This is a genomic window from Neptunomonas concharum (genome assembly GCF_008630635.1).
Taxonomy (GTDB): domain Bacteria; phylum Pseudomonadota; class Gammaproteobacteria; order Pseudomonadales; family Balneatricaceae; genus Neptunomonas; species Neptunomonas concharum.
The window spans coordinates 1,402,551-1,428,300 of the sequence record NZ_CP043869.1 but is presented as its reverse complement, the minus strand read 5'-3'; the positions used below and the strand labels follow the sequence as shown (position 1 = coordinate 1,428,300).

The 25,750-nt window shown below is 46.2% G+C and carries 23 protein-coding genes; 4 read left to right on the top strand and 19 right to left on the bottom strand.

Annotated elements, in window-relative coordinates:
- Nucleotides 1-2: 2 nt before the first annotated feature.
- The 9 genes from nqrM to F0U83_RS06550 all read right to left on the bottom strand — a co-directional run bounded on the left by nqrM (nucleotide 3) and on the right by F0U83_RS06550 (nucleotide 8,933).
- Nucleotides 3-251 (bottom strand): (Na+)-NQR maturation NqrM, encoded by a 249-nt coding sequence (nqrM, locus tag F0U83_RS06590; protein ID WP_420813352.1) that lies wholly within the window; start codon nucleotides 249-251, stop codon nucleotides 3-5.
- Between the two features lie 7 nt (nucleotides 252-258).
- Nucleotides 259-1,296 (bottom strand): FAD:protein FMN transferase, encoded by a 1,038-nt coding sequence (locus F0U83_RS06585; RefSeq protein ID WP_138988482.1) that lies wholly within the window; start codon nucleotides 1,294-1,296, stop codon nucleotides 259-261.
- A gap of 6 nt (nucleotides 1,297-1,302) precedes the next feature.
- Nucleotides 1,303-2,532: an NADH:ubiquinone reductase (Na(+)-transporting) subunit F gene (gene nqrF / locus F0U83_RS06580; RefSeq protein WP_138988483.1), complete on the bottom strand. Its 1,230-nt coding sequence runs from the start codon at nucleotides 2,530-2,532 to the stop codon at nucleotides 1,303-1,305.
- Nucleotides 2,533-2,572: 40 nt separating this feature from the next.
- The gene (nqrE, locus tag F0U83_RS06575; protein WP_138988484.1) at nucleotides 2,573-3,181 is read right to left on the bottom strand and encodes an NADH:ubiquinone reductase (Na(+)-transporting) subunit E; all 609 of its coding nucleotides are present in this window, start codon (nucleotides 3,179-3,181) and stop codon (nucleotides 2,573-2,575) included.
- Nucleotides 3,181-3,840, bottom strand: a complete 660-nt coding sequence (locus F0U83_RS06570; protein WP_138988485.1) for an NADH:ubiquinone reductase (Na(+)-transporting) subunit D — start codon at nucleotides 3,838-3,840, stop codon at nucleotides 3,181-3,183. The genes nqrE and F0U83_RS06570 overlap by 1 nt, the downstream gene beginning before the upstream one ends.
- Before the next feature lie 3 nt (nucleotides 3,841-3,843).
- Nucleotides 3,844-4,623, bottom strand: coding sequence for a Na(+)-translocating NADH-quinone reductase subunit C (locus F0U83_RS06565; protein WP_138988486.1), 780 nt, complete (start codon nucleotides 4,621-4,623; stop codon nucleotides 3,844-3,846).
- Nucleotides 4,613-5,821 (bottom strand): NADH:ubiquinone reductase (Na(+)-transporting) subunit B, encoded by a 1,209-nt coding sequence (locus F0U83_RS06560; protein ID WP_138988487.1) that lies wholly within the window; start codon nucleotides 5,819-5,821, stop codon nucleotides 4,613-4,615. Before F0U83_RS06560 ends, F0U83_RS06565 begins: the two co-directional genes overlap by 11 nt.
- Before the next feature lie 12 nt (nucleotides 5,822-5,833).
- Nucleotides 5,834-7,177 carry a Na(+)-translocating NADH-quinone reductase subunit A gene (locus F0U83_RS06555; RefSeq protein ID WP_138988488.1) on the bottom strand — a complete coding sequence of 448 codons (1,344 nt, stop codon included), beginning with the start codon at nucleotides 7,175-7,177 and terminating at the stop codon, nucleotides 5,834-5,836.
- A 319-nt stretch (nucleotides 7,178-7,496) separates the two neighbouring features.
- Complete coding sequence (locus tag F0U83_RS06550; RefSeq protein WP_246077846.1) at nucleotides 7,497-8,933, bottom strand: glyceraldehyde-3-phosphate dehydrogenase; 1,437 nt, start codon at nucleotides 8,931-8,933, stop codon at nucleotides 7,497-7,499.
- A 173-nt stretch (nucleotides 8,934-9,106) separates the two neighbouring features.
- Between F0U83_RS06550 and mfd the strand changes: the two genes are divergently transcribed.
- Both mfd and F0U83_RS06540 read left to right on the top strand, forming a co-directional pair.
- A complete protein-coding gene (gene mfd / locus F0U83_RS06545; protein WP_211343698.1) occupies nucleotides 9,107-12,565 on the top strand; it encodes a transcription-repair coupling factor in 3,459 nt (1,152 codons plus the stop codon).
- Entirely contained in the window at nucleotides 12,562-13,128 is a 567-nt protein-coding gene (locus F0U83_RS06540) for a CsiV family protein (RefSeq protein WP_138988489.1), read from the top strand. Before mfd ends, F0U83_RS06540 begins: the two co-directional genes overlap by 4 nt.
- Here the strand turns inward: F0U83_RS06540 and cydC are convergent.
- From cydC to sohB, 7 genes are all read right to left on the bottom strand, one after another.
- On the bottom strand, nucleotides 13,125-14,852 hold the full coding sequence (cydC, locus tag F0U83_RS06535; protein WP_138988490.1) for a heme ABC transporter ATP-binding protein/permease CydC: 1,728 nt from the start codon (nucleotides 14,850-14,852) through the stop codon (nucleotides 13,125-13,127). The two genes, F0U83_RS06540 and cydC, sit on opposite strands and share 4 nt — an antisense overlap.
- Nucleotides 14,853-14,854: 2 nt before the next feature.
- Nucleotides 14,855-16,570, bottom strand: a complete 1,716-nt coding sequence (gene cydD, locus F0U83_RS06530) for a thiol reductant ABC exporter subunit CydD (RefSeq protein ID WP_138988491.1) — start codon at nucleotides 16,568-16,570, stop codon at nucleotides 14,855-14,857.
- Complete coding sequence (locus tag F0U83_RS06525) at nucleotides 16,567-17,700, bottom strand: mechanosensitive ion channel family protein (RefSeq protein WP_246077848.1); 1,134 nt, start codon at nucleotides 17,698-17,700, stop codon at nucleotides 16,567-16,569. The genes cydD and F0U83_RS06525 overlap by 4 nt, the downstream gene beginning before the upstream one ends.
- A 41-nt stretch (nucleotides 17,701-17,741) precedes the next feature.
- Nucleotides 17,742-18,743 (bottom strand): beta-N-acetylhexosaminidase, encoded by a 1,002-nt coding sequence (nagZ, locus tag F0U83_RS06520; RefSeq protein WP_170221894.1) that lies wholly within the window; start codon nucleotides 18,741-18,743, stop codon nucleotides 17,742-17,744.
- Entirely contained in the window at nucleotides 18,743-19,222 is a 480-nt protein-coding gene (locus F0U83_RS06515; protein ID WP_138988492.1) for a L,D-transpeptidase, read from the bottom strand. Before F0U83_RS06515 ends, nagZ begins: the two co-directional genes overlap by 1 nt.
- Before the next feature lie 6 nt (nucleotides 19,223-19,228).
- Nucleotides 19,229-19,888, bottom strand: coding sequence for a TetR/AcrR family transcriptional regulator (locus F0U83_RS06510; RefSeq protein ID WP_138988493.1), 660 nt, complete (start codon nucleotides 19,886-19,888; stop codon nucleotides 19,229-19,231).
- 104 nt (nucleotides 19,889-19,992) lie between these two features.
- Nucleotides 19,993-21,063 carry a protease SohB gene (gene sohB, locus F0U83_RS06505; RefSeq protein WP_138988494.1) on the bottom strand — a complete coding sequence of 357 codons (1,071 nt, stop codon included), beginning with the start codon at nucleotides 21,061-21,063 and terminating at the stop codon, nucleotides 19,993-19,995.
- 111 nt (nucleotides 21,064-21,174) lie between these two features.
- Here sohB and F0U83_RS06500 point away from each other — a divergent pair, with 111 nt between their 5' ends.
- Complete coding sequence (locus F0U83_RS06500) at nucleotides 21,175-21,504, top strand: SCP2 sterol-binding domain-containing protein (protein ID WP_138988495.1); 330 nt, start codon at nucleotides 21,175-21,177, stop codon at nucleotides 21,502-21,504.
- On the opposite strand, the gene nudC is transcribed toward F0U83_RS06500, so the two are convergent.
- A complete protein-coding gene (gene nudC / locus F0U83_RS06495; protein WP_246077850.1) occupies nucleotides 21,501-22,259 on the bottom strand; it encodes an NAD(+) diphosphatase in 759 nt (252 codons plus the stop codon). The two genes, F0U83_RS06500 and nudC, sit on opposite strands and share 4 nt — an antisense overlap.
- A 207-nt stretch (nucleotides 22,260-22,466) precedes the next feature.
- On the opposite strand from nudC, the gene nhaB reads away from it, so the two are divergent.
- A complete protein-coding gene (nhaB, locus tag F0U83_RS06490) occupies nucleotides 22,467-23,969 on the top strand; it encodes a sodium/proton antiporter NhaB (RefSeq protein WP_138988496.1) in 1,503 nt (500 codons plus the stop codon).
- A 98-nt stretch (nucleotides 23,970-24,067) separates the two neighbouring features.
- Here nhaB and F0U83_RS06485 read toward each other — a convergent pair whose 3' ends face one another.
- A complete protein-coding gene (locus tag F0U83_RS06485) occupies nucleotides 24,068-24,313 on the bottom strand; it encodes a hypothetical protein (RefSeq protein ID WP_138988497.1) in 246 nt (81 codons plus the stop codon).
- Nucleotides 24,314-24,366: 53 nt separating this feature from the next.
- Nucleotides 24,367-25,725, bottom strand: a complete 1,359-nt coding sequence (gene gorA, locus F0U83_RS06480; RefSeq protein WP_138988498.1) for a glutathione-disulfide reductase — start codon at nucleotides 25,723-25,725, stop codon at nucleotides 24,367-24,369.
- Nucleotides 25,726-25,750: the final 25 nt, after the last annotated feature.

Genomic DNA, 25,750 nt, shown 5'->3' with positions numbered 1-25,750 from the left:
AATTAGCCTTTCGCCTTAACCTCATAAGTCAGCTCATCTAATTTAGCTAACTCCGCGATGCGACGGCTTTTTTCATCTTCATCGTCACAAATGGTTTTATCACCACCACAAATATCACAGGCAGTATCCATACCCAGTGATGCCATTCCACCACAGGAGCCTGCTATCGGCTTGCGCCCTAAAAGGACACCTACTGACATCGCCAGTACAACCAACATTAAGCCTGCAAACACAAGAAAGAAAATATCCAACACAACCTCACTTCACCAGACGCTTTTCAAATCCTGGTGTCATTTTTTCAATAAACCCTGTTTCAGATTTTACTATAAAAAACGCATCAATTTGATTTTTTGATGCATATTCATAGGCGGCCTCCTCGCCCATAACCATAAATGCGGTTGCCAATGCATCAGCCTCTGCACAGGTTGGCATTAAAACCGTTACTGACGCCAGCTTATGCGTAATGGGTCTCCCCGTCTTAGGGTCAATGGTATGAGCGTAGCGGATGCCATCCTCTTCAAAATAATTACGATAGTCACCCGATGTAGCAATACCGGTATCACTGATACGGATAATTTTTTGTACCTGACGCTCACCTTGCGTGGGGCTTTCAATGGCTATGCGCCAATCTTGGTTACCGGGTTTACGACCTGAAGTCCGCAGTTCACCCCCAATTTCAACCAGATAGTTCACTATTCCATGCGTTTCAAGGATAGCGGCGAGAACATCAACACCATAACCTTTCGCGATAGCAGAGAGATCAACATAAAGAGGTTTAGTTTTTGTGATCTGTCGCGTTTCAGGATTAAGTTCTAAAAATTGGTAACCGATTTCAGTTAAGCGCTGCTCAACCAATGCATCAGAAGGCGCTTTAATAATACGTTTATCGGGCCCAAAGCCCCACAAATTGACTAAGGGACCGACTGTTACATCAAATGCCCCCAGAGTTGCCTCGCTAATAGATTCTGCTAAAGCCAATACAAAAAACAGTGGCTCAGAGGCTATTACCCCTGCGCCTGAAGGCATCTGGTTAAACTTAGATAATTCTGAATCATCAATGTACGTAGACATGGACTGGTTAACATCAACCAGAGCCTGCGTAATTTCTTTTTGAATCTGTGCTGATTGGGTATGTACATCATCCACTGAAACCCATTTCACAGTGTAGGTAGTCCCCATCGTCATGCCATTTAGGGACAGTATTGTTTCAGCTGGTTGTTTTGAACACCCACTCAGAAACAAAAAGGCCAGCAGCAGTGCTGCCGGCCATTTCAGGATACGAAAGCCGTTATCCATTAGTGATTAACCACCAAAGTCATCAAGGAAGATGTTTTCACGCTCTACACCCAGATCCAAAAGCATCTGGATAACTGCAGCGTTCATCATTGGTGGTCCACACATGTAGTACTCACAATCTTCAGGCGCTTCGTGATCCTTCAGATAGTTCTCATACAGTACGTTATGGATAAAGCCTGTCATGCCATCCCAGTTATCTTCTGGCTGTGGATCTGACAATGCCAAGTGCCATTTGAAGTTGTCATTCTCAGCAGCAAGCTGATCATACTCTTCGTTATAGAAACACTCTCGTAACGAGCGCGCACCGTACCAGAAAGAGATCTTACGCTTGGAGTTAAGACGCTTTAACTGATCGAAAATGTGCGAGCGCATTGGCGCCATGCCAGCACCACCACCGATAAAGACCATCTCGTTGTCAGTATCTTTGGCAAAGAACTCACCGAACGGCCCGTATACAGTGATCTTATCGCCTGGCTTCAAGCTGAAGACGTAAGATGACATTTGGCCTGGAGGCAAATCATCTTTACCCGGAGGTGGAGAAGCAATACGGATGTTAAACTTCACAACACCGCGCTCTTCTGGATAGTTAGCCATTGAGTATGCACGGATCACAGGCTCAGTTACCTTAGATACATACTTCCACTGGTTAAACTTATCCCAATCTCCGCGGTACTCTTCTTCTATATCGAAGTCCTTGTAGTGCACTTCATGAGGAGGGCACTCTAACTGAACATAGCCACCTGCACGGAAGTCTACGTTCTCACCTTCAGGTAAGCGTAGTGTCAATTCCTTGATGAAAGTAGCAACGTTAGGGTTAGACTCAACCGTACACTCCCACTTTTTAACACCAAAGATCTCTTCTTCCAATTCAATGTTCATGTCCTGCTTCACAGCAACTTGACAACTGAGACGCCAACCATCTTTCGCTTCACGCATTGTGAAGTGAGACTCTTCAGTTGGCAGCATAGAGCCGCCGCCATCAAGTACTTGACACTTACACTGAGCACAGGTACCGCCGCCACCGCAAGCAGAAGGTACAAAGATACCTGCATTAGCCAGTGTCTGAAGTAACTTACCGCCCGCAGGTACAGTAATAGATTTTTCCGGATCTTCATTGATATGAATAGTCACATCACCGGAACTAACAAGTTTTGAACGAGCTGCCAGAATTACCGCTACAAGTGCAAGCACCACAACGGTAAACATGACAACGCCGAGAACGATTTCAGCATTCATGGGCTTAATCCATCCTTCTGTTGATCATGTCTGAGCAGAATTACAGCTGAACACCAGAGAACGACATGAAACCTAAAGACATCAAACCAACAGTAATGAAGGTGATACCTAGGCCACGCAATCCTTCTGGTACGTCGCTATATTTCAATTTTTCACGAATGCCGGCTAACGCAGCAATTGCTAGCGCCCAACCTACACCCGCACCTACACCATAAACCACACTTTCACCAAAGTTATAGTCACGCTCTACCATAAAGAGAGCAGCACCCATAATGGCACAGTTTACAGTGATCAAAGGCAGGAATACCCCCAAAGCGTTGTACAATGCTGGGAAGAACTTATCCAACACCATCTCGAGGATCTGTACGATCGCTGCGATAACACCAATATAAGAGATATACCCCAAGAAGCTCAGATCAACTTCCGGATAACCCGCCCACGCCAATGCGCCTTCACGCAACAAGCCGTTATATAGCAAGTTATTAACCGGCGTGGTGATTGCTAGTACAACAATAACCGCAATACCTAAGCCAATGGCTGTTTGTACCTTCTTGGAAATCGCCAAGAAAGTACACATCCCCAAGAAGAATGCCAACGCCATGTTTTCTACGAAGATCGCCTTAATTGCTAGGCTGATATATTGTTCCATTACACAGCCTCCTTCTTAGAGTTAGGCGCCATGATGAATTCTGGGGCTTCAACCTGCTTCTTATCAAAAGTACGCAGTAACCAGATAAATCCACCAATAATGAAGAATGCACTTGGTGGCAACAGTAGCAAGCCATTTGCCTGATACCAGCCGCCATTGGTAATAAGTGGTAACACTTCAACACCAAACAAGCTACCAGAACCGAGTAGTTCGCGAATAAAGCCAACAAACATCAGTACCGCGCCGTACCCTAAGCCATTGCCGATACCATCCATGAAAGAGATTCCTGGAGGGTTTTTCATTGCAAAAGCTTCCGCACGTCCCATAACGATACAGTTTGTGATGATCAAACCAACGAAAACTGAAAGTTGTTTTGATACATCATAAGCAACCGCTTTAAGGATCTGGTCAACAACGATTACCAACGAAGCGATAATAGTCATCTGGCAGATAATACGAATACTGCTTGGCATATGATTACGAATCATAGACACAAACATGTTTGAGAATGCCGTAACCGCAATTACTGCTAACGTCATTACCAGTGCAGTATTCATGTTGGTTGTTACCGCCAAAGCGGAACAAATACCCAGAATCTGCAAAGCTATTGGGTTATTTTTGACGATAGGGCTCGTCAAAACATCTTTAGTTTCAGACATTGTTTACACCCCCCCCGCTTTCAGGTTAGCAAGAAACGGTGCATAACCGTTTTCGCCCATCCAGAACTTAACAAGATGAGATACACCATTACTTGTGAGTGTTGCACCAGAAAGGCCATCAATTTGATGTTCTGCACTTGCAGATGCCGGGTCGACCTTACCTTTCACTAAGCCAAGTTTTGGCTCCATCGTGCCTTCAGCGTAGACCTTTTTACCAGGCCATAGCGCTTTCCAAAGTGGATTATCCACCTCGCCACCCAAACCTGGGGTTTCAGCATGAGAATAAAAACCCAAACCAACCACTGTATTCAAATCACCTTCCAAAGCAAGGAAGCCATACAGTGTTGACCAAAGTCCGTAACCATGGACAGGTAAAATAACCTTTTCCAGCTGGCCATCCTTCTCTACTAAGTAAACCGTCTGGTATTTTGCCTGACGCTTAATAGAAGCAATATCCACATTACGATCCAGTGCTTTTGATAGCGCAGGCTCTTTAGAAGCTTTACGTGCATCATACGTTGCCGCATCAACTTCATCTGTGAATTTACCCGTCTCCAAATCAATGACTTTGGTCGTGATCTGAGCAAACAGCTCTTCTACAGATTTAGAAGAATCCATCAATCCAGCCGCTGCCAGAATGTTGGTTTTTCTGTCCAACTCTTTGTTGGCAATCTGCTGAGGCTTCAGAAGAACTGCCGCAGCAGACACGATCACAGAGCAAACAACACACAGTAGTACCGTGACCGTAATTGTTTTACCGATAGTATCGTTATTAGCCGACATTACGTGCCATCCTCCGCTTGATGTTTGCCTGAATCACAAAATTGTCAATCAGAGGTGCAAACAAGTTACCGAACAGGATTGCCAACATCATTCCTTCTGGGAATGCTGGGTTGACCACACGAATCAGCACCACCATGACACCGATAAGCGCACCAAAGTACCACTTACCTTTATTTGTCATAGACGCAGATACTGGATCTGTTGCCATGAAGAACATACCAAAAGCAAACCCACCCAACACCAAGTGCCAGTAGAAAGGCATAGCAAACATAGGGTTAGTGTCTGAACCAATCAGATTGAGCAGCACTGACATACCCACCATGCCCGCAAATACACCGGCAACGATTCGCCAAGCAGCTACTTTCGCTATTAATAGCACAGCACCACCGATCATAATGGCTAGCGTCGATGTCTCACCGACAGAACCTTGAATCATGCCAAGGAAAGCATCCATCCAAGTAAGGTTTTGCGCCAGAATCGCATCGATACCACCTGCAGCGGCTAAGCCTAAAGGCGTCGCACCGGAGAAACCATCAACAGCTGTCCAGATTGCATCACCTGACATCTGAGCTGGGTAAGCAAAGAAAAGAAAAGCACGGCCTGTTAGGGCAGGGTTCAGGAAGTTTTTACCTGTACCACCAAACACTTCTTTACCAACAACCACACCAAAGCTGATACCTAGCGCCACCTGCCATAAAGGTACGGTTGGAGGCAAAATCAGTGAGAACAGTATAGAAGTCACAAAGAAACCTTCATTAACTTCGTGTCCACGCTTCATCGCAAACAACACTTCCCAGAAGCCGCCAACAATAAACGTCACCGCATAAATGGGTAACCAGTAAACGGCACCATGGATAATGTTATCCCAGATACTCGTCGGGTCGTAGCCTGCCAGCGCGCCAGCAATAGCACCGCGCCACCCTTCAGCTTCACTCAACCCCATACCAGCCATGGCGGTATTAGCTTGATAGCCAACGTTATACAAACCCGCAAAAACAGCTGGGAAGGTACACATCCACACCAAGATCATCATGCGCTTTAGATCAACTGCATCACGTACGTGAGAAGCTGTCTTCGTCACAGATCCTGGTGTATAGAAAATAGTATCAACCGCTTCATAAAGCGCATACCAATTTTCATACTTGCCGCCTTTATGGAAATGCGGCTCCATTTTGTCAAGAATATTTCTGATGCTCATAGGCTGCCTCTCTTAAGCCTCTTTCTCGATGCGCGTCAGATTATCGCGAAGGATCGGACCATACTCATACTTACCTGGGCAAGCAAAAGTACAAAGGGCCAAATCTTCTTCGTCGAGTTCCAGGCACCCTAACTGCATAGCAGAAACGATGTCACCGGTAACCAGCGCACGTAGCAATTGAGTAGGCAAGATATCCATAGGCACAAGTTCTTCGAACTGACCTACTGGAACCATCGCACGTTCAGAACCATTTGTGGTGGTTGTGAAGTCGAATTTCTTACCCGAAGAGAGGAAGGACGCGAATACGTTCAACACTGAGAACTTATTGGTGCCAGGTAGAACCCAACCCATAAATTCACGCTGAGTACCTTCCGTTAGTACCGTAACTTGGTTCGCATAACGACCAAGGTAGCCCAGAGGGCCTTTTGCGGCACGACCATTCCATACTGAGCCACTGATAACACGATTATCACCTACAGGTAATAAGCCCGTTGCCAACTCTGTTAAGTTCGCACCCAGTCGGGTTTTCAGTATGGAAGATTTATTGACATGAGGGCCTGCCACAGAAATATAGCGCTCGACAAACAGCTTACCTTCGGTAAACAACTTACCTATTGCTACAACATCCTGATAGCCTACTGTCCACACCACCTTGTTGCGAGAAACTGGCTCTAAGTGGTGTATGTGAGTACCGGCATTGCCTGCTGGATGCTTACCCTCGAACTCTTCAACGGTAACACCCGAAACCGTAGGTACGTTTGCACCCGGTGCTTTGCATAGGAAAACGTTCTTTTCAGGTAATTTTGTTAACAGCTTCAAACCGTTAGCAAAATCTTCTGAATAAGCATTGATAAAATGTTCAGGATTAGCAGCCAGTGGATTTGTATCTATTGCGGTTACAAATATAGAAACCGGCACACTGGATACAGCGGGCACCTTGCTAAAAGGTCGTGTACGAAAAGCCGCCCACAGACCAGAAGCTTGCAAGTTTTCAACTACCTGATCACGAGACAAGCCATCAAGCTTAGCAGCATCATACTGTGTAAACTCAATAGACTCTTCATTTTCGTCCAGCTCGATAACAACCGTTTGTAGCACTCGACGCTCGCCACGATTGATCTCTTTAACCACACCAGCACCTGGTGCAGTGAACTGAACGCCTTCAGTTTTCTTATCGGAAAAGATCACTTGACCGAGTTTAACTCGATCCCCCACCTTAACGGCCATCGTTGGTTTACAACCAACATAGTCTGGCCCGCATACGGCGACCGATCGAATTACCGGCGCAGCGTCTTTGACGACTTGCTCCGGCGCACCCGTTATCGGTAGATCCAGACCCTTCTTGATCTTGATCATACACCTCACCCAATCACGATTAAATTTTTTGAAGCCTAGTTTTCACCTGTTTCAGATTACAGAAGAGCCTCGTCTCATTTGAGAGACCTCCTTTCTGATTTTTTTCTCGGAAAACCAATAACCCCACCTAAAAACCTTGTAAGTATACCTGAGCGGCGCATCCCATATCTACAAAGAGCCCCACTTTAACCGCTGATACCTTTGGGTTACTAAGGCAAATTAGCTAGACACATTTAGAATATACTTATTCCAAAAAACACTAAAAGAAAAAGACCAAAAAAAAGGCCACATTTTGTGACCCTTTCTTGAAAAGATTCAATTATTTAGTTGCTTTAGGGAACGCAGGTAAAGTGACATTAGCCATCTTCTGAGCCATACGGATAACCTGACAGCTATAACCAAACTCGTTGTCATACCATACGTACAGCACGCAGCGCTTGCCAGTAGCAATTGTAGCTAACGCATCAACGATACCAGCCGCTCGCGATCCTACAAAATCAGTAGATACCGCTTCTGGGGAGTTGCTGTAGTCGATCTGCTTCTGCATAGACGAGTGCAGCGCAGCATCACGCAAGTACTCGTTCAGCGACTCTTTAGTGACCTCTTTCTCTAGGTTGAGATTCAAGATAGCCATAGAAACGTTAGGTGTAGGAACGCGAATCGCATTACCCGTCAGCTTACCTTCCATAACAGGCAGCGCTTTAGATACAGCTTTTGCAGCACCCGTTTCAGTCAGTACCATGTTCAAACCCGCTGCACGACCACGACGATCACCTTTGTGATAGTTATCAATTAGGTTTTGGTCATTGGTGTAAGCATGAACTGTTTCAACATGTCCGTTCTCAATACCAAACGCATCGTTAACAGCTTTCAACACAGGAGTGATCGCATTAGTAGTACATGACGCCGCTGACAATACGCGATCGTTTTCATCAAAATCGTGATGGTTAACACCCATAACGATGTTCTTAACACCTTTACCAGGCGCTGTTAGCAGAACGCGAGCAACACCTTTAGACTTTAAGTGCAGCTCCAAGCCTTCTTTATCGCGCCAGATGCCCGTGTTATCCAGTACGATCGCATCGTTGATGCCGTATTGGGTGTAGTCAACCTGATCAGGACCATCAGAAAAGATGACCTGAATCTCATTGCCATTAGCAATTAATAAGTTACGTTCTTCATCAACTTGAATCGTACCTTTAAAAGAGCCATGTACCGAATCACGACGTAATAAGCTTGCACGCTTTTCAAGATCGTTTGCAGCCTTGCCTTTACGCACAACAATGGCACGTAAACGCAACGATTGACCGCCACCTGTGCGCTCGATCAACAAACGAGCCAACAAGCGCCCGATACGCCCAAAACCATAAAGAACAACATCCGTACCCTGACGCTCTTCTGCACCAATAACGGGAGCCAGCTCACTCTCTAGGAACTCATTAATGGTACGACCATTGCCTTCATTACGGAACTTAACAGCCAGCTTACCGATATCAATATGAGCGCCGCTTACATCCAGAGACTCCAATGCCTCAAGTATTGGAAAAGTATCAAGAACCGTCAGCTCCTGAGATTCCATCTGACGAACAAAACGGTGTGCTTTCAGAATATCGATCACTGAACGCTTAACAACTAAGCGACCATAAACAGAAGTCTCGATATTACGATCGCGGTATAAGCGACCGATAACAGGGATCATTGCTTCGGCAGTGGCTTCGCGTTCTTTCCATTCAGCGAATACTAGATCTTGGCTCACAGGCATCTCCAACTTTACGTCAACGCACATTAAAAAATTGCGGCATATTATCGCTTGTTATCGGGTTTCGAGCAAATACTGCTTTTCTAGACTTTAGGACCATGAATTCGTTAGCTTTTCTATCGTTTTTCACAGACAGGCGTTAACATAGCTCGCTTCTTGAAAGAGGATTGATGGGGAATAATGTGACTAAGCTGACTTTTCAGATGCCCAACAAGCTGGGCGATCTTAAATGGATAGGGCAAGCACACCAGAGTGCAGCAGGCTTAGCCATCGCTCAGGCAGCGATTGCACACGATCATCCGACGGTGGTGATCACTCGCAACAGTGATACAGCCACATTATTAGAAAATGAAATTCGCTTCTTTGCCGATAAACTAGATATTCTACCCTTCCCTGACTGGGAAACGCTTGCCTACGATAATTTCTCACCCCATCAAGATATTACCTCCACACGTATCAGCACGCTAAAACGACTAGAGCATCTGCGCCATGGCGTAGTCATTGTCCCGATTAGCACATTAATGCACCGTATCGCGCCCAGCAGTTTTTTACGAGCACATTCCTTAGTGCTTGATACAGGGCAAAAGCTGGATGGCAACCATTTAAGGCAACAGTTAACGGATGCAGGCTATCGGGCAGTTGATACGGTCCATGAACATGGTGAGTTTGCAATTCGCGGCTCAATCATAGATCTGTTTCCGATGGGCACCGACCTACCCTATCGAATTGATCTGTTCGATGATGAGATCGACACACTTCGCACCTTCGATACAGAAACGCAGCGCTCCATTGAACAGATAGAACAGATTCGCTTATTACCCGCTCGTGAGTTCCCACTCACAAAAGAGGCGATTACTCTATTTAAGCAACAATGGCGTGAACATTTTGATGTTGATCATCGCCGTTGTCCCGTCTATCAGGACGTTTGTAACGGCTTTGCACCAGCTGGAATCGAGTACTATCTCCCTCTGTTTTTTGATGGCACCTCCACGTTATTGGACTACCTACCGCAAGACACTCTGCTAATTACCGATGGCGCGCTCGCAGAACCATGCCAGAACTTCTGGCATGATGTCAGCCAGCGCTATGAAGATCGCCGCCACGATATTGAGCGACCGATTCTGACACCGAATGCAATCTTCACCCCTACCGACGAACTGCTGGCCAAACTGAAAAAGTTCCGCCGTTTACAGTTTTCCGAGGCAACAGAACCTACGTCGGCCGGGCATACTAACCTTTGTGCGGAAGCGACACCCGACCTAACCGTTAATGCACAATCCTCCACACCACTTAAACTACTCTGTGATTTTCTAGCCGAAAGACCTAATGAGCGAGTATTATTTTGTGCCGAGTCAGCAGGGCGCAAAGAATCCCTACTAGAGCTATTGGCGAAAGCAGGCATCCAGCCCCAATCAGCTAACAGTTGGAGTCATTTTTCACAAAGCGAACATCCTTTCTGCATAACGGTTTACCCATTAGATAGAGGCCTCAGCTTAGCTGGCCAGTTACAGGTCATTACCGAGTCACAACTCTTTGGCAAGCAGGTATTCCAACGACGCCGACGTGCTCGCGAAAAAGACCAATCAGACCTGATTGTACGCAATCTTGCCGAACTAGCACCCAATGCTCCTGTAGTTCATATAGACCATGGCGTCGGACGCTACCTTGGCCTAGAAACGATAGAGCTGGACGGCCAAGCCAACGAGTTTGTCATGCTCGCCTACGCAAACGATACGAAGCTCTACGTACCGGTCTCATCATTACACTTGATTAGCCGTTATAGCGGCACAACAGATGAACTCGCCCCGCTTCACCGACTCGGTACAGAACAGTGGAGCAAAGCCCGCCAGAAAGCTGCCGAAAAGATTCGCGATACCGCAGCCGAGCTGCTGGATATTTACGCACGCCGCGCCGCACGCAAAGGTTTTGCCTTTAGTAACCCAGATGAGAACTACCAACTGTTTGCCGCAGGCTTCCCCTTTGAAGAAACCCCAGATCAAGAAACCGCCATAAAAGCGGTGATTGATGATATGACAGCTGTACAACCCATGGATCGCTTGGTCTGCGGTGATGTTGGTTTCGGAAAAACAGAGGTAGCCATGAGAGCGGCCTTTATGGCAGTCCAATCTGGTAAGCAGGTCGCTATTTTAGTGCCAACAACACTGCTGGCGCAGCAACATTATGAGAACTTTAAAGATCGTTTTGCAGAATGGCCGGTCACTGTGGAACTGATTTCCCGCTTTCGGTCGGGCAAACAACAAAACGCCGTCATCGAACAGCTCAATAATGGTCAAGTTGATATCATCGTAGGCACACATAAGCTACTCCAAGGCGATATCGACTTTAAAGACCTTGGGCTCGTCATTATCGACGAAGAACACCGCTTTGGCGTTCAGCAAAAAGAGCGTCTAAAGTCTTTACGCTCTGAGGTAGATATTCTTACGATGACCGCCACACCGATTCCAAGAACGCTGAACATGGCAATGTCTGGTATGCGCGATCTATCCATTATCGCCACACCTCCTGCTAGAAGGCTGGCAGTAAAAACATTTGTACGAGAGTCCGATAACGGCTTGATTAAAGAAGCGCTTTTGCGCGAGCTGCTGCGTGGTGGGCAGGTTTATTACCTGCACAATGAAGTAAAAACCATTGCTAAAACGGCTGAAGTCCTAGCCGAACTGGTTCCCGAAGCACGAATCGGTATCGGCCATGGCCAGATGCGTGAGCGCGAACTCGAGCAAGTCATGTCCGACTTTTATCATAAGCGCTTTAATGTTTTGCTCTGTACCACTATTGTTGAAACCGGTATCGATGTGCCGAATGCCAACACCATCATTATTGATCGCGCTGATAAGTTTGGTTTGGCTCAGCTGCATCAGTTGCGTGGTCGTGTAGGCCGATCTCACCACCAAGCCTATGCTTACTTATTGACACCTCCACAGAAAAATATCACCGCAGATGCCAACAAAAGACTAGAAGCCATAGCCTTGGCTGAAGACTTAGGTGCTGGATTTACACTGGCCACCCATGATCTTGAGATTCGAGGGGCTGGCGAACTGCTCGGTGAGGAGCAAAGCGGCCAGATTCAAGGGGTAGGTTTTACACTCTATATGGAAATGCTCGAAGAGGCGATCGAGTCCATTAAACAAGGACGAACGCCCAATATGGATAAACCACTGAACCATGGCGCAGAAATAAACCTACGTGTACCGGCACTCATACCCGATGATTATCTGCCAGATGTGCACAACCGCCTAATCATGTACAAACGCATTGCCAGCGGCAAAAATGAGACCGAGCTAAAAGAGCTACAGATTGAGATGATCGATCGTTTCGGCTTACTGCCTGAGGCCACTAAGAATCTCTTTAGAATCACATCACTAAAACTACTAGCAGAACAGTTGGGAATCGCTAAACTAGATGCTGGTAGCCATAGCGGTCGTTTGGAGTTTGATAGCGAGCCAAAGGTGGATCCTTTTACGCTGGTGACACTGGTTCAAAAGCAGCCAAAAATCTATAAACTGGAAGGCGCAAATCAGTTGCGCTTCTCGATGGATATGGACGACACAGAAAAGCGCTTCACAGCGGTTGAATCCCTACTGACGGAATTGGGTAAGGTAAGTACATGAAAAAACTGATTATTCTCTGCACAGCACTGTTAGCTCTCAGCGGCTATAGCCAAGCAGCCACCTACTACGGCATTGAAGTACTGATCTTCAGCCGTGACAATGCTTCTACCCGCAGTGAGTTTTGGCCCACTCCCGATTCCCCACCAGCGAGCGGAATCAGTCTCTCAGGCTCTGGAGGTTACAAGGAAAGAGGGCCGGGCAGCTTTTTTTTAAACAGTACTGATCAACGAATTCGAAATGCCGCCGGTATGCGAGTGATCTATCATAAAGCGTGGAGCCAACCCGTCGTGCAAGGGCGCAACTCACAACCTGTTGCAATTCGTGCGGGATACATGATGGATGATGGTTATCATGAACTTGAAGGAGCTATTACTGTAGATCGCGGGCGTTATTTACACTTCAAACCCAACCTGCAACTACGCCGCAACATCGCTCTAGGGGATGGTTCTACTCGAATGATCACTGCATTACTGGATGAGCCAAGGCGCATGAAATCAAGAGAGGCGCACTATATTGACCACCCACTATTTGGCATTTTGGTTTATGCAACTCCCCTCAACTAATCAATCAGCAACTCACTAAGACGACTACTGGATTGACGGGCCAGCACATCATACTGGCCCTCTTCTACCAACTCACCTGAATCCAGTAGTGCTATGCGATCAAAGCGCTCCAAATGCACTAGATGATGGGTAATCATTATTAAGGTTGTATTCTGTGTCTTACAAAAAATCAAAAGGCGCTGAATAATCTTCTCAGCAGACTCTAGATCCAACCCTTCTAGGGGCTCATCCAGAATAAGGATAGGCGCTTTGTATAAGAGCGCTCTCGCTAATGCAAGTCTCTTTCGCTGCCCCCCCGACAACTGCTGCCCATTTTCACCGATAAAGTGATCAAGCCCTCTTTCCTGATGAAGAAACTGGTCAAGATCCGCTATTTCAAGCACCTGCCACAACTGCTCATCCGTAGCTTGCGGATTAGCCAACTGCAGGTTCTCCCGCACTGAGCCGGAAAAGAGCTTAACCGGTTGGCTCATCACACTTATTTGACGTCGCAACGCCTCTTCTGTGTAGTTAGTAATGGCTAAGCCATTCAACGAAATACGCCCCGTCTGAGGCTCCCAAAAACGCGCCAACAAATTAATCAGCGAGCTTTTACCGCTGCCGGTATTCCCTAACACAGCTAACGTTTCACCCGGATTCACAGAAAGCGAAAAGTGGTTGATAGCGGGTGTAGATTGATACGCGAAACTAACGTTATTAAAAACAACACGTCCGCTATCCGGCCCCTGCTCTGCATCGCCATAAGACACATCCGACGTAGATGACAAAACTTCATTTAAGCGTGCCGCCGCAGCGAGCGTCTTCCCTAAGTACTGATAAGCTACTGGCAAACCAGCAACCACCTCAAAAGCAGCTATCGAAGCTAATACTAACATTACAACCTGAGGGCCACTAAGCTCGGCTATGGCAAGACGCTCAATCCCCATGAACAGAACAATCGCCATGGTTAAGCCCGCCAACATCACCATAAGGCCCGATGTTAAGCCGTTAACCCAACTCATTTTAACCTGAGCGCCTAACAGTTGAGCATCCTGAGATAATAATTGTTCACTGTGTCGTTGCGAAGCACCATAAATACGAAGATCAGCCATACCACGGATTAAATCCAGCCACCCATTACGCAATGCTGCCTTACTCGATATCTGTGTTCTACCCGCATATTTTCCTAGAGAGTGCCCTAAAAGTGGTAGAAGAACCCCGCCTGCAAATAAGGCAAGCACGAGAACCCACGCAAGATAAGTGTCATAAAAACTAACAAATAACGCTAAAAGTGCCGTCGTTATAACAGCCATTACAGAAGGCACCAGCACCCTAAGGTATAGATTATCCAAAGCATCGATATCTGACACGATTCGATTAAGCAGATCTGATGACCGGAAAATCGCCACTTGACGGGGCCCTAACGGCTCTAGCTCCCGATAAAACCAGCAGCGAAGATCCGACAGTAATCTGAATGTCGCTTCATGGGTCGCTATACGCTCGCCATAACGTCCAGCTGTTCGCAAGATGGCGAAACCACGAACACCTGCTCCTGGCGTATAGTAGTTAAAAGCCTGTGCGGAGATTAGTGTGAGCCCGGCCAAGGAGGTTGCTGTGATAAACCAACCCGATAATGCGAGCAAACCAATCGCTGAAAACAACGTGAGTAAACTTAAAAAGCCACCCAACAAAACCCAACCTAAGTGATGGCGCATCAACACAATAAAGGGAAGCAATGCTCGCATTATCAACGCACCTCCATTTTCGAAAATCCACCATCTGATAATCGATAAACGCTCTGCGCAATCGATTGACTAGCCAGACGATGTGTCAACATAATCACCGTGCGCCCAACAGCTAATGCCTCGATCGCTTTTAACACATACCCTTCTGAGGCTTTATCTAAATTCGCGGTTGGCTCATCCAACAAAACCAAAGGCGCATCCTTTAGCAAAACCCGTGCAATAGCCAAGCGCTGAATTTGCCCTCCCGATAAACCAAACCCTCCCTCACCTAAATGGGTATCAAGCTGCTGTGGCAAAGGCTCAATAAACTCCCACGCAAACGCGGTTTGGCATGCCTTTACCAAGACCTCATCTGAAGCATCGGGACAGGCAATCAATAAGTTATCGCGAATCGTGCCGTAAAAAAGGTTGGTGTGCTGACTTACCCAAGCAACTTGTTGTAGCCAATGTTCATGATTGAGACGGGATAATGGTCTGTTATTGATTTGAATTTCGCCCTTATTGGGCTGATCAAAACCTAGCAGCAGATTCAATACAGTACTTTTTCCAGAACCACTTGGCCCTATAATGGCCACAAACTCACCCGCAGAAATCGTTAGGGTTGCTTCGTCCAAAACGGGGACTTGCTGCCCCGTATAGCGCTTTGATACAGCTGCTAAGTGAACGGCTATAGCGTTGCCTTTTATGACTTCATCACCGGAGACGATCTCCGGCTCAGGTTCAGATAAAAGATCTGCGATACGTCCTGCCGCCCCTATCGCTTCCGCTTTAGCATGGTAATGGGTTCCAAGCTCTCTTAATGGCAGATAAAACTCTGGTGCCAGCAAAAGAATAAACAGGGCTTCATAGAAGGTAATACTATCGCTCCAACTACCGAAATCTAGATGCCCCAAAAAACTCATCCCCAGATAAACAGCTACGACAGCAATAGAGATAGCAGAAAAGAATTCCAATACCGCTGAAGAGAGAAATGCTAATCGTAAAACTTGCATCGTTCTCTGGCGAAACTCATCTGAAGCCTTTGCCAGTGACGCCTCCTGATGGCGGCTCCGATTGAACAACTTTAAAGTAAACATCCCCCCCAATACATCGAGGAAAAATGCACTCAAATGCGACAACGCTGCAAAATTTCGCTGATTAGCCTCTGCAGCCTTCATGCCCACCAACGCCATGAAGAGAGGAACCAAGGGAGCTGTTACTAAGAAAATAACAACAACAGCCCAATTGTAGGGAATAACAAAGCCGATAATAAGCAGCGGTACTATCACGGACAGTGCCATTTGAGGCAGATAACGGGCAAAAAAACCATCCAAGGCCTCAATTTGCTCTATCGCCAAGTTACTTAGATCACCACTTCGCTGCGATAACGTATAGGCAGGCCCAAGACGAATCAGTTTGTCGCTTATTTGCTGTCTTAACTCCCTGCGTATGGTGACCGACGCTTGCGTACCACAAACATCTTTGACCGAAACAGCTACACCGCGCACTAGAAAAACAGGTACTAACGCAATGAATAATGGCCAGAGCGCCTCAAGGGGTACTTCGAGAAAGACTGCGTTGTAGATGATTTTTGCTAATAACATCGCCTGAAAAATCATCATTAGCGCACTTAACACGCCAGCAGAGACCGACAAAAGCACCCAATGGCGCGACAACCCAAGATGCGATTTAAGCCATTTCAACCTGACTTTACTGATTTCGCGGGTTAATTTTGTCATTCTTGGTCACTGCTTTTTCTGATCTGGATTTCACCTTCAGGGATTAAATGAACTGTCGTCGTTGGGAAGGCAGCTTCGGCACCATGAAACTCAATAATACCCATGACCTTAAGCAAAACATCCTCTTTGATCTTATGAAAGTGCTCCCAATTTATTGTTTTTGTAAAACAATAAATAAAGAAATCCAACGATGAGGGGGCAAATTTATTGAGGTTCACAATTAACGTTTGCCGTTGGTCAATATCAGGATGCTGTCGCAACATCTCTCGAATATCATCCACAATAGCCTTAACCGTTTTCACATCACAATAGCGTACACCTACCGTCTCATAGATCCGTCGATTGGTCATACGCGAAGGGTTCTCAACAGAGATACTGGTAAAGGTTGCGTTCGGGACATACAAAGGGCGCTTATCAAATGTGCGAATGCGTGTTAACCGCCAACCAATATCTTCTACGGTCCCCTCAATATCTTTATCAGGAGAGCGCACCCAATCACCAACTTTAAAGGGGCGATCCAAATAGATCATAAGACCACCAAAGAAGTTAGCCAGCAGATCTTTTGCCGCAAAGCCGACGGCCAAGCCACCAATACCACCAAAAGCCAGAACGCCGGAAATGCTGTAACCAAAGCTTTGCAAGACCACTAAAGAGACCGTAATAATCAGCGCCAAGCGTAGTAACTTACCCATAGCGCTGACGGTAGTCGCATCCATAGTGGTATCAATCCCTTCTGGATCGATAAGCGCTTTCTCAGCGGCATGAACAAAGCGGATCAAGAACCATCCAAGAAGCAGAATAACGGCTACTTTACGCAGTGGCTCCACAATATCCAGAAGCACTGTGCCAGTCTTTACATCAATGACATCAAAAGCCCAGCTCCCCCCTAACACCCACACCATCATGATGGTGGGTCGTCTGGCGGACTCCAGTAGAATATCGTCCCAGATATTACGGGTCTTAGAAAGTTGAGCTGCCAGGTGGTTAAAAACCTTGCCTACAATAAAAGCAACAACGAGGGTTGAAAACACAATCACGAAAACAATCAAAACCCAACTGTTCTCTTGGCCAAGAGCAAAGTTATTGATAAGCCATTGGTTTAAGTTTCCAACAATCTCCTTACCATCCACGGTCGACTACCCTCTATTCTTTAACAAGTCGGTTATTGGTTTTACACGTTGAAACATTCCATCTGCGATGCGATCCGAGCAAACCGCTCAGTGTCAATATCCAAGGGTTTACGGCGCATGGTTTGAATAGAAACGGTATTCCCACTAGGGTAGGATTCAAGAAAGGCCAACACCTGTTTTGCCCCTTCAGGATGATTACACACCAACACCATGTCACACCCAGCGGCTAATGCAGCCTCCGCCCGTTGCGCAAAATTTCCCGCAACAGTCGCGCCTTCCATGCTCAAGTCATCACTGAAAATCACACCATTGAAGCCCAGCTCCTGCCGTAAGACCTGCTTTAGCCAAAACGAGGAGAACCCTGCGGTATGCTCATCTATTTGTTGATAAATAATATGTGCAGGCATAATCGCCTCTAAGCCCTGCGATACCAATGCGCGAAACGGAACGAGATCCACGTTTCTGATTGACTCAAAGCTACGTTCATCAACCGGAATATCTAAATGGGAGTCTGCTGCCACCCATCCATGACCTGGAAAGTGCTTGCCTGTGGCAGCCATTCCGGCAGCATGCATACCTTTCATAAAGCAACTAGCTAAGGCGATAACCTGGTCAGTTTGAGTGCCAAAAGCACGATCACCAATGATTTCACTGCGAGCCCAATCAATATCCAAAACAGGCGCAAAGCTGATGTCAATGTCCAATTCAACCAACTCTGCCGCCATTAACCAGCCCAGATCTTCCGCCCATTGTTGCGCTGCAACCGGATCGGCTAACCACAGCTCGGCGAGTTTTTTCATAGGCGGAATGCGAACAAACTCGTCACGAAAGCGCTGTACGCGCCCGCCTTCATGATCAACGGCAATCAAGATATCCGCCCGCTGTTGGCGAATATCGGCAACAAGGGCCTGTAACTGTGCCTTAGACTGGTAGTTACGGCTAAATAGGATCAACCCTCCTACCTCAGAGTGGCGCAACAGAGCGCGTTCCTCATTCGTCAGCTCATACCCTTGCACATCCAACATTAAGCGCCCTGTGGCCATTAGCAATCCTCTATTTGTAATTCTGTTCCGACGGGGATCAAGTCAAAGAGTTCCATTACATCGCTATTACGCATCCGAATACACCCATGGGATGCTGGAACGCCCATCGGCTCCGAGTCCGGGGTACCATGAATATAGATATATCGGCGCATCGTATCGACATTGCCTAAACGGTTCACGCCTGGCTCTAGCCCGCTTAACCAAAGAATACGGCTCAATATCCAATCACGATCAGGAAAACGTTCCGCCAATGCTTGGGAGTAAATTTCTCCTGTAAAACGCCGCCCCACAAACACTGCATTAGCTGGTAGACCTTCACCTATTTTAGCGCGAACAAGGTGTTTTCCTCTTGGGGTACACCCTGACCCTTGTTGTTCTCCCACACCTTTAACTCCTGTAGAGACAAGGTATGTGAGCACTTTTCCGGGCAGATACAACTGCAACGTCTGTTGTGGAATACTTAGAAGAAGATGCGCCATGCTTTCTCAAAGTCGGCAGAATTGAGTGTTTTCAGCACGCGCCTGAAAACCTGCTGCTAACACAGGTATCATTCGATGCAGTGTTTTTTCGATAGCCGCTTCCTGATTATAGGTCTCTTTCTCAATCCCCCGGAGCGTATGATAATTAGATAATGTAAATATCATTGCCCCCATCATAAAGTGCAACCGCCAAAAAAACTCTTCATCCGGCATAGGGGCAGTATCTTTACGTAGAAGGTCAATAAAGCCTTCCAGTTTCGTTTTGAAACGACGTGCTAAGAATGACCGTAAGTCTTCCTGGCTACCCAGATAAGCCAACTCTAGCAGCCGCGTAAACATTGGCAAGGCTCGCGTGTTATCCTGATGCACGTACAACATAGCGCGCACCAGCATCTCAATGAGTTCTTCAATCGCTACTGTTTCGTTGGATGTGTCCGCAGTCCGCGCATGAACCGCATCCTGCAGATACTCCGCAAAAGGACCTAAGTAGGTTTCAGAGACAGCTTGAATCAAGCCCTGCTTTGAACCAAAGTGATAATTCACAGCCGCCAGATTAACATCCGCTTCTGTGGTAATTTGACGCATGGTCGTCTCTGCAAAGCCTTGCTCGGCAAATAGCGTTTCTGCTGCCTGTTGGATCCTTAGTGCAGTTTTTGATTGCGGCAAAACCGATCTCCCTCGAATGCGTTTTAAACACCTGCATTAAAATGTATCAGATAAACATATTCAAGTATTAGTACACTTCAAAAAAATATTAAAGAAATCATTACTTAACGACTGAGGAAGCGACTATTGGAAACTCGGCTCCATATTCGTGAGAAAAGTCCATCGGCTGTTTTAATCGTCATTTCGCTGATTTTGTCCTGCAGTGTCTTCTTCACTTCATAACGAACCCGGTAAACATCGGCTTCTTCGCAAGCCTTCATCAGATAGTCATCACTGGTTGTCAGCTCATCCACCAACTTTTCTTCGATCGCTCGCTTGCCAAACCACACCTCGCCTGTTGCGACTTTCTCAATATCTAATTGAGGGCGATATTGGGATACAAACTCTTTGAAGAGCGCGTGAGTATCCTCTAGCTCCTCAACAAATTTTTGCTTACCTTTTTCAGTATTTTCGCCGAACATCGTAACGGTTCGCTTATACTCACCCGCGGTAAACATCTCATAATCCACATCATGCTTTTTCAGCACCCGATGGAAGTTCGGGACTTGAGCAATGACACCAATAGAGCCTACCAACGCAAAAGGAGCGGCTAATAATTTATCCGCCAAACACGCCATTAAGTATCCACCACTCGCAGCAACCTGATCGACGCACACGGTTAAAGGGACACCCCTGGCTTTTATCCTCTCCAATTGTGATGCAGCTAATCCATAGGTGTGCACTAACCCTCCCGCACTCTCCAAGCGGATCACCACTTCATCTTCTGGGCGAATGTACGTCAATATGGCTGAAATCTCTTCCCTTAATGGCTCAACTTCACTGGCTTTAATATCACCGTCAAAATCCAACACGTAGATACGTTTTTTATCAGCTTCTTGTGCAAAGTTACCGGTTTTTGCCGCCTTCTTACGCTCTTTTTCTTCCTGTTTATCCTGTTTTTTCTGTGCCTTGAGCATCTGCTTGTAAGCTTCTTTATCTAATACAGCTGCTTCTACAGTCTCTTTCATGTCATCAAACTGATCATTGAGCGATGTTAGCTCAACTTCACCATCCCGATGCTGGTGCCGTCCTCGAGAACTGATCATGACTACTCCAAGAATGAGTAATAGGAAGACTACAAGCCCGGTAAAAGCTTTCGCAACGAACAGTCCATATTCAAAGAAAAATTCAGACAAAGGTTTTCTCCTGAAAAAGAGTTATCAGCAATAAGGTCGGTAATGTACCATAAAAGCCTTTTTACGAATCCATTGAATTCAATTATAAAACTACAATTTTAGGAAAGGCCTATGAGTTCTGAAATCACCGTTGCCAAAGTTATTGAAAAACTACCCTCTCGCTTTGAGCCCGATGCTGCTAAAGACCTTACGGTGATTTACCAATTCCTTTTGGAAGACGAGTCTGATTTTTATATCGAGATTGACAATCAAGAGTGCTCCACCTTTCCTGGAGAGCACCCGGACCCTTCCATCACCTTGTTAATGGATGCTGACACTTTTATCCAAGTCGTGACAGGACAACAAGACGGAATGAGCGCCTTTCTCAAAGGTCAACTAAGAGCAGAAGGCAACGTTATGCTGGCCACTAAGCTTGGAAAACTATTCAAAAAGAAAAGTTAAACGGGCTCACCTTTAATAAAGGGCTCTATTAGCGCGTAGGAGATCGCAAACGAGGGAGGCAGATCGGGTAACGTGTCTCGGGTATACCAATGCGCCTCTTCAATTTCGATACCATCTGGTTTTAGCTCTCCGCCTGCATAGTCGGCATAAAACCCCAACATTAATGAGTGAGGAAACGGCCAAGACTGGCTCCGTGCATAACGTACATTTTTAACGTCAATACCCACTTCTTCTTTGATTTCACGATGCACCGCCGCTTCTGCGGTTTCTCCTGCTTCAATAAAACCTGCCAAGGTGCTAAATCGACCTGGTGGAAACCGCGGTGATCTTGCTAACAAACACCGATCGCCATCAACGACCAATACGATGACACAAGGGGATATGCGAGGATACTGAACTAAATCACATTGCCCGCAATGCTTTGCCAAATCTTCAGCGTGATGATGCATTTTCGCACCACAACGTCCACAAAAACGATGCTCATTATGCCAGGTTATTAATTGTGTGGCTCGAGAGAGCACAAGATACTCCTGTTCGTTACGGCTGGTTGCCAGCAACGGCCGAAGCTCTGCTTTTTCATAGGGTATTGGCGCACCTCGGCGGATAATCTTGACTGATACGGCGTTACCCTCTAGTTCCCCAACGGGGTAAGTTGCCTCAACATCTTCCAAAGCGATATCGTCCGCAAAAAGATATTCACCTTTATTTGGCTGATACATGCGCCCTGAAGATCCAATTATCAAATGTTTTTTCACGAATGACTCCTTTTGGGCAGCGTCTATATAAAGGCTAAAAAACGATTACTTGCTTTGAAAAGTCTATTTTAATGACCATATCTAGTAGAAACCCATACAAAATATGCGTTTGTCTATTCAGATTTTTTCATTCAACTGCTAGTCTAGCTGACCTTCGAGCGCCCACTTACGGTAAGTGGGTCGGTCTAGAATAGGAAGATTAGCAAAATGACCATCTCTTTTCCTCAGGCTTTTATGAGGAATTTCCTCGGAAACTCCCCAGTCTGGTATAAGCAGGCTATTATTGGCTTTCTGATTCTAAACCCCATACTACTCATGGTAGCTGGGCCAGTTGTTACAGGCTGGATACTTATATTCGAGTTTATTTTCACACTTGCCCTTGCGCTTAAGTGCTATCCATTACAACCTGGTGGATTACTAGCACTTGAGGCGATTGTCATCGGACTAGCCTCGCCCGACTCAGTGTATCATGAAGTTTCAGCCAACCTTGAGGTGATACTGCTACTGATGTTCATGGTGGCTGGCATCTACTTCATGAAGAGTATGCTGCTATGGATTTTCACGAAGATACTCTTAAAAGTAAAATCTAAAGTTGCTCTATCTCTTCTTTTCTCACTCTCTTCAGCTTTCCTGTCTGCATTTTTGGATGCACTAACCGTAACAGCTGTCTTAATTAGTGTAGGGGTCGGCTTTTACTCGGTTTATCATAAAGTGGCGTCAGGAAAGCAATATGATCACGACCACGACCACGCTGATGATGATACCGTCAATGACAACAGCCGCAGTGATCTGGAAACGTTTAGGGCCTTCCTGCGCAGCTTGTTAATGCATGGGGCGGTTGGTACAGCACTAGGTGGGGTATGCACACTCGTTGGGGAACCCCAAAATTTATTGATCGCCCAAAAAGCCGGGTGGGACTTTGTTGAATTCTTCATACTCATGTCCCCCATCACTATGCCTGTACTATTTGCGGGCCTCACAACCTGCATTCTTTTAGAAAAAACCCAATGGTTCGGCTACGGTGCTAAACTACCCGATAGCGTACGCTTGATCCTAGAAGATTTTGCAGCAGCTCAAGACAAAAAGCGTACGACTCGCCATAAAGCCGAGCTAGCTGTACAGATGGTCGTGGCGGTTTTCTTAGTACTTGCCTTGGCATTACATCTTGCTGAAGTAGGCTTGATTGGCCTAACGGTGATTATTCTACTAACCGCCTTTAATGGTATCGTAGAAGAACATCAAATTGGCAAAGCGTTTGAAGAAGCTCTTCCCTTCACCGCACTATTGGTTGTGTTCTTTTCCATTGTGTCTGTTATCCATGATCAACATCTCTTCCAGCCCATTATTCAAGCAGTACTGGATATGGATGAAGCCTCACAACCTGCGTTATTCTTTATCGCCAACGGCGTTTTATCCGCGATTAGCGACAACGTTTTTGTCGCAACGGTCTATATTAATGAGGTCGTTGAAGTTTTTAATGCTGGCGCTATTTCGCGCGAGCATTTTGATGCATTAGCGATTGCTATTAATACGGGTACTAACATCCCAAGTGTAGCGACACCCAATGGGCAAGCGGCTTTCCTATTCTTGCTCACATCGGCTTTAGCTCCTCTGATCCGACTGTCCTATGGGCGCATGGTAATCATGGCACTCCCGTACACTATTGTGATGAGCCTTGTTGGTTATTTCGCCGTTACAATCGCTCTCTAGGTGAATAAAGCTGCCTCATAAAAGCAGCTCTCATCTCTCTTAAAATACCCGTACCCTTTGGTACGGGTATTTTTTTAACTTCCCCTCACCACACTGCCTTAGCTTTCATCAAGAATACAAAAGGACAGAAAAGTACTAAATAGGGAGATAACTGCTATAAAAACCAAGGATGGGAAGCACAACATAACAAACGCTGAGCAGATCCAAAGACGCTGAACCACAGCCCGCTTTTTTTGGTAGTCACGGGTAAATTGGCGACGATAAAAATGCCTGCTATCTGGACTTTGATCCGCCATCCATTGAGGCAAAAACCATAGCCAAAGCATCTGAAGTAAGAGTTTCATAGCAGTACCTCCTCTCATTAGAGACTAGGAAGTACTGCTCTATTTATCAAATATTATTGTTTAACCGGCTCTCGCATAGTAACAAATTCTTCGGCGGCTGTTGGATGTATGCCAATCGTTGCATCAAACACAGCTTTTGTTGCACCAGCTTTTAATGCAACACCCATTCCTTGAATAATTTCCCCAGCATCCGGGCCAACCATATGTACACCGAGTACTTTATCCGTAATCTTGTCAACGATCATTTTCATTAAGGTACGTTCGGTATTACCTGACATCGTATGCTTCATTGCACGGAACTCACTTCGGTAGATATCAATATCGATACCTTGCTCCCGTGCTTGCTCCTCCGATAAACCGACAGTACCTATGTTAGGCTGACAAAATACAGCTGTCGGAATTAAGTCATAGTCCACTTGTGCACTACCTTGCTGGTAAAGATGCCGGACCAACGCCATTCCTTCGGCCAGCGCCACAGGCGTCAGTTGAACTCTGTCAATCACATCACCAATGGCATAGATAGAAGGTACATTCGTCTGGAAGGTGTCGTTCACGATGATCGCACCATTTTTTTGCTGGGCAATACCTAGTTTCTCTAGCCCCAAACCTACAACATTAGGCACACGACCTGTGGCATACAGCACACAATCAGTGACCTGCTGACTGCCATCACTCAGTGTCAGTAATAAGCTGCCATCAACCTGTTTCTCAATAGCTTCAATATTGTTATTGAAATGGAGGTTTACGCCTTTCTTCTCCACTTCTTGGGCAACAAACTCTCGTAAATCACGATCGAAGCCACGTAGGAAGAGGTCTCCGCGATAAATTAAATGGGTATCCACACCTAAACCGGCAAAAATACCTGCAAACTCTACAGCGATATATCCCCCGCCAACGACAACAGCACTTTTAGGAAAGTCCTCAAGGTAGAAAACTTCATTCGAGCTGATAATATGCTCTTTTCCTGGAATATCCGGTATGAACGGCCAACCGCCCGTCGCTACAAGAATCCTCTCAGCGGTGTATTGTTGACCGTCAACTTCAACAGTATGATCATCGATTAGGCTCCCCCGCCCTTCAATCAGGTGGCAGCCTGAATTAACCAACAAGTTTCGATAGATACCATTTAGACGAAGAATTTCCTCATTTTTTCTATCACGCAAAGTCGGCCAGTCAAACGCAGTATCTCCAACATTCCACCCAAACCCTGAAGCGTCGTTAAACGCCTCCTGAAACTGAGAAGCATAGACGAATAACTTTTTAGGAACACAGCCTACATTGACACAGGTGCCTCCAAGATACTTATCTTCAGTAATAGCAACGCGAACACCCATAGAAGCTGCCATTCGCGCAGCGCGCACACCACCAGAACCGGCACCTATTACAAATAAATCATAGTCATACGTAGACACTGTGACACTCCTGTTATTTCAGTTT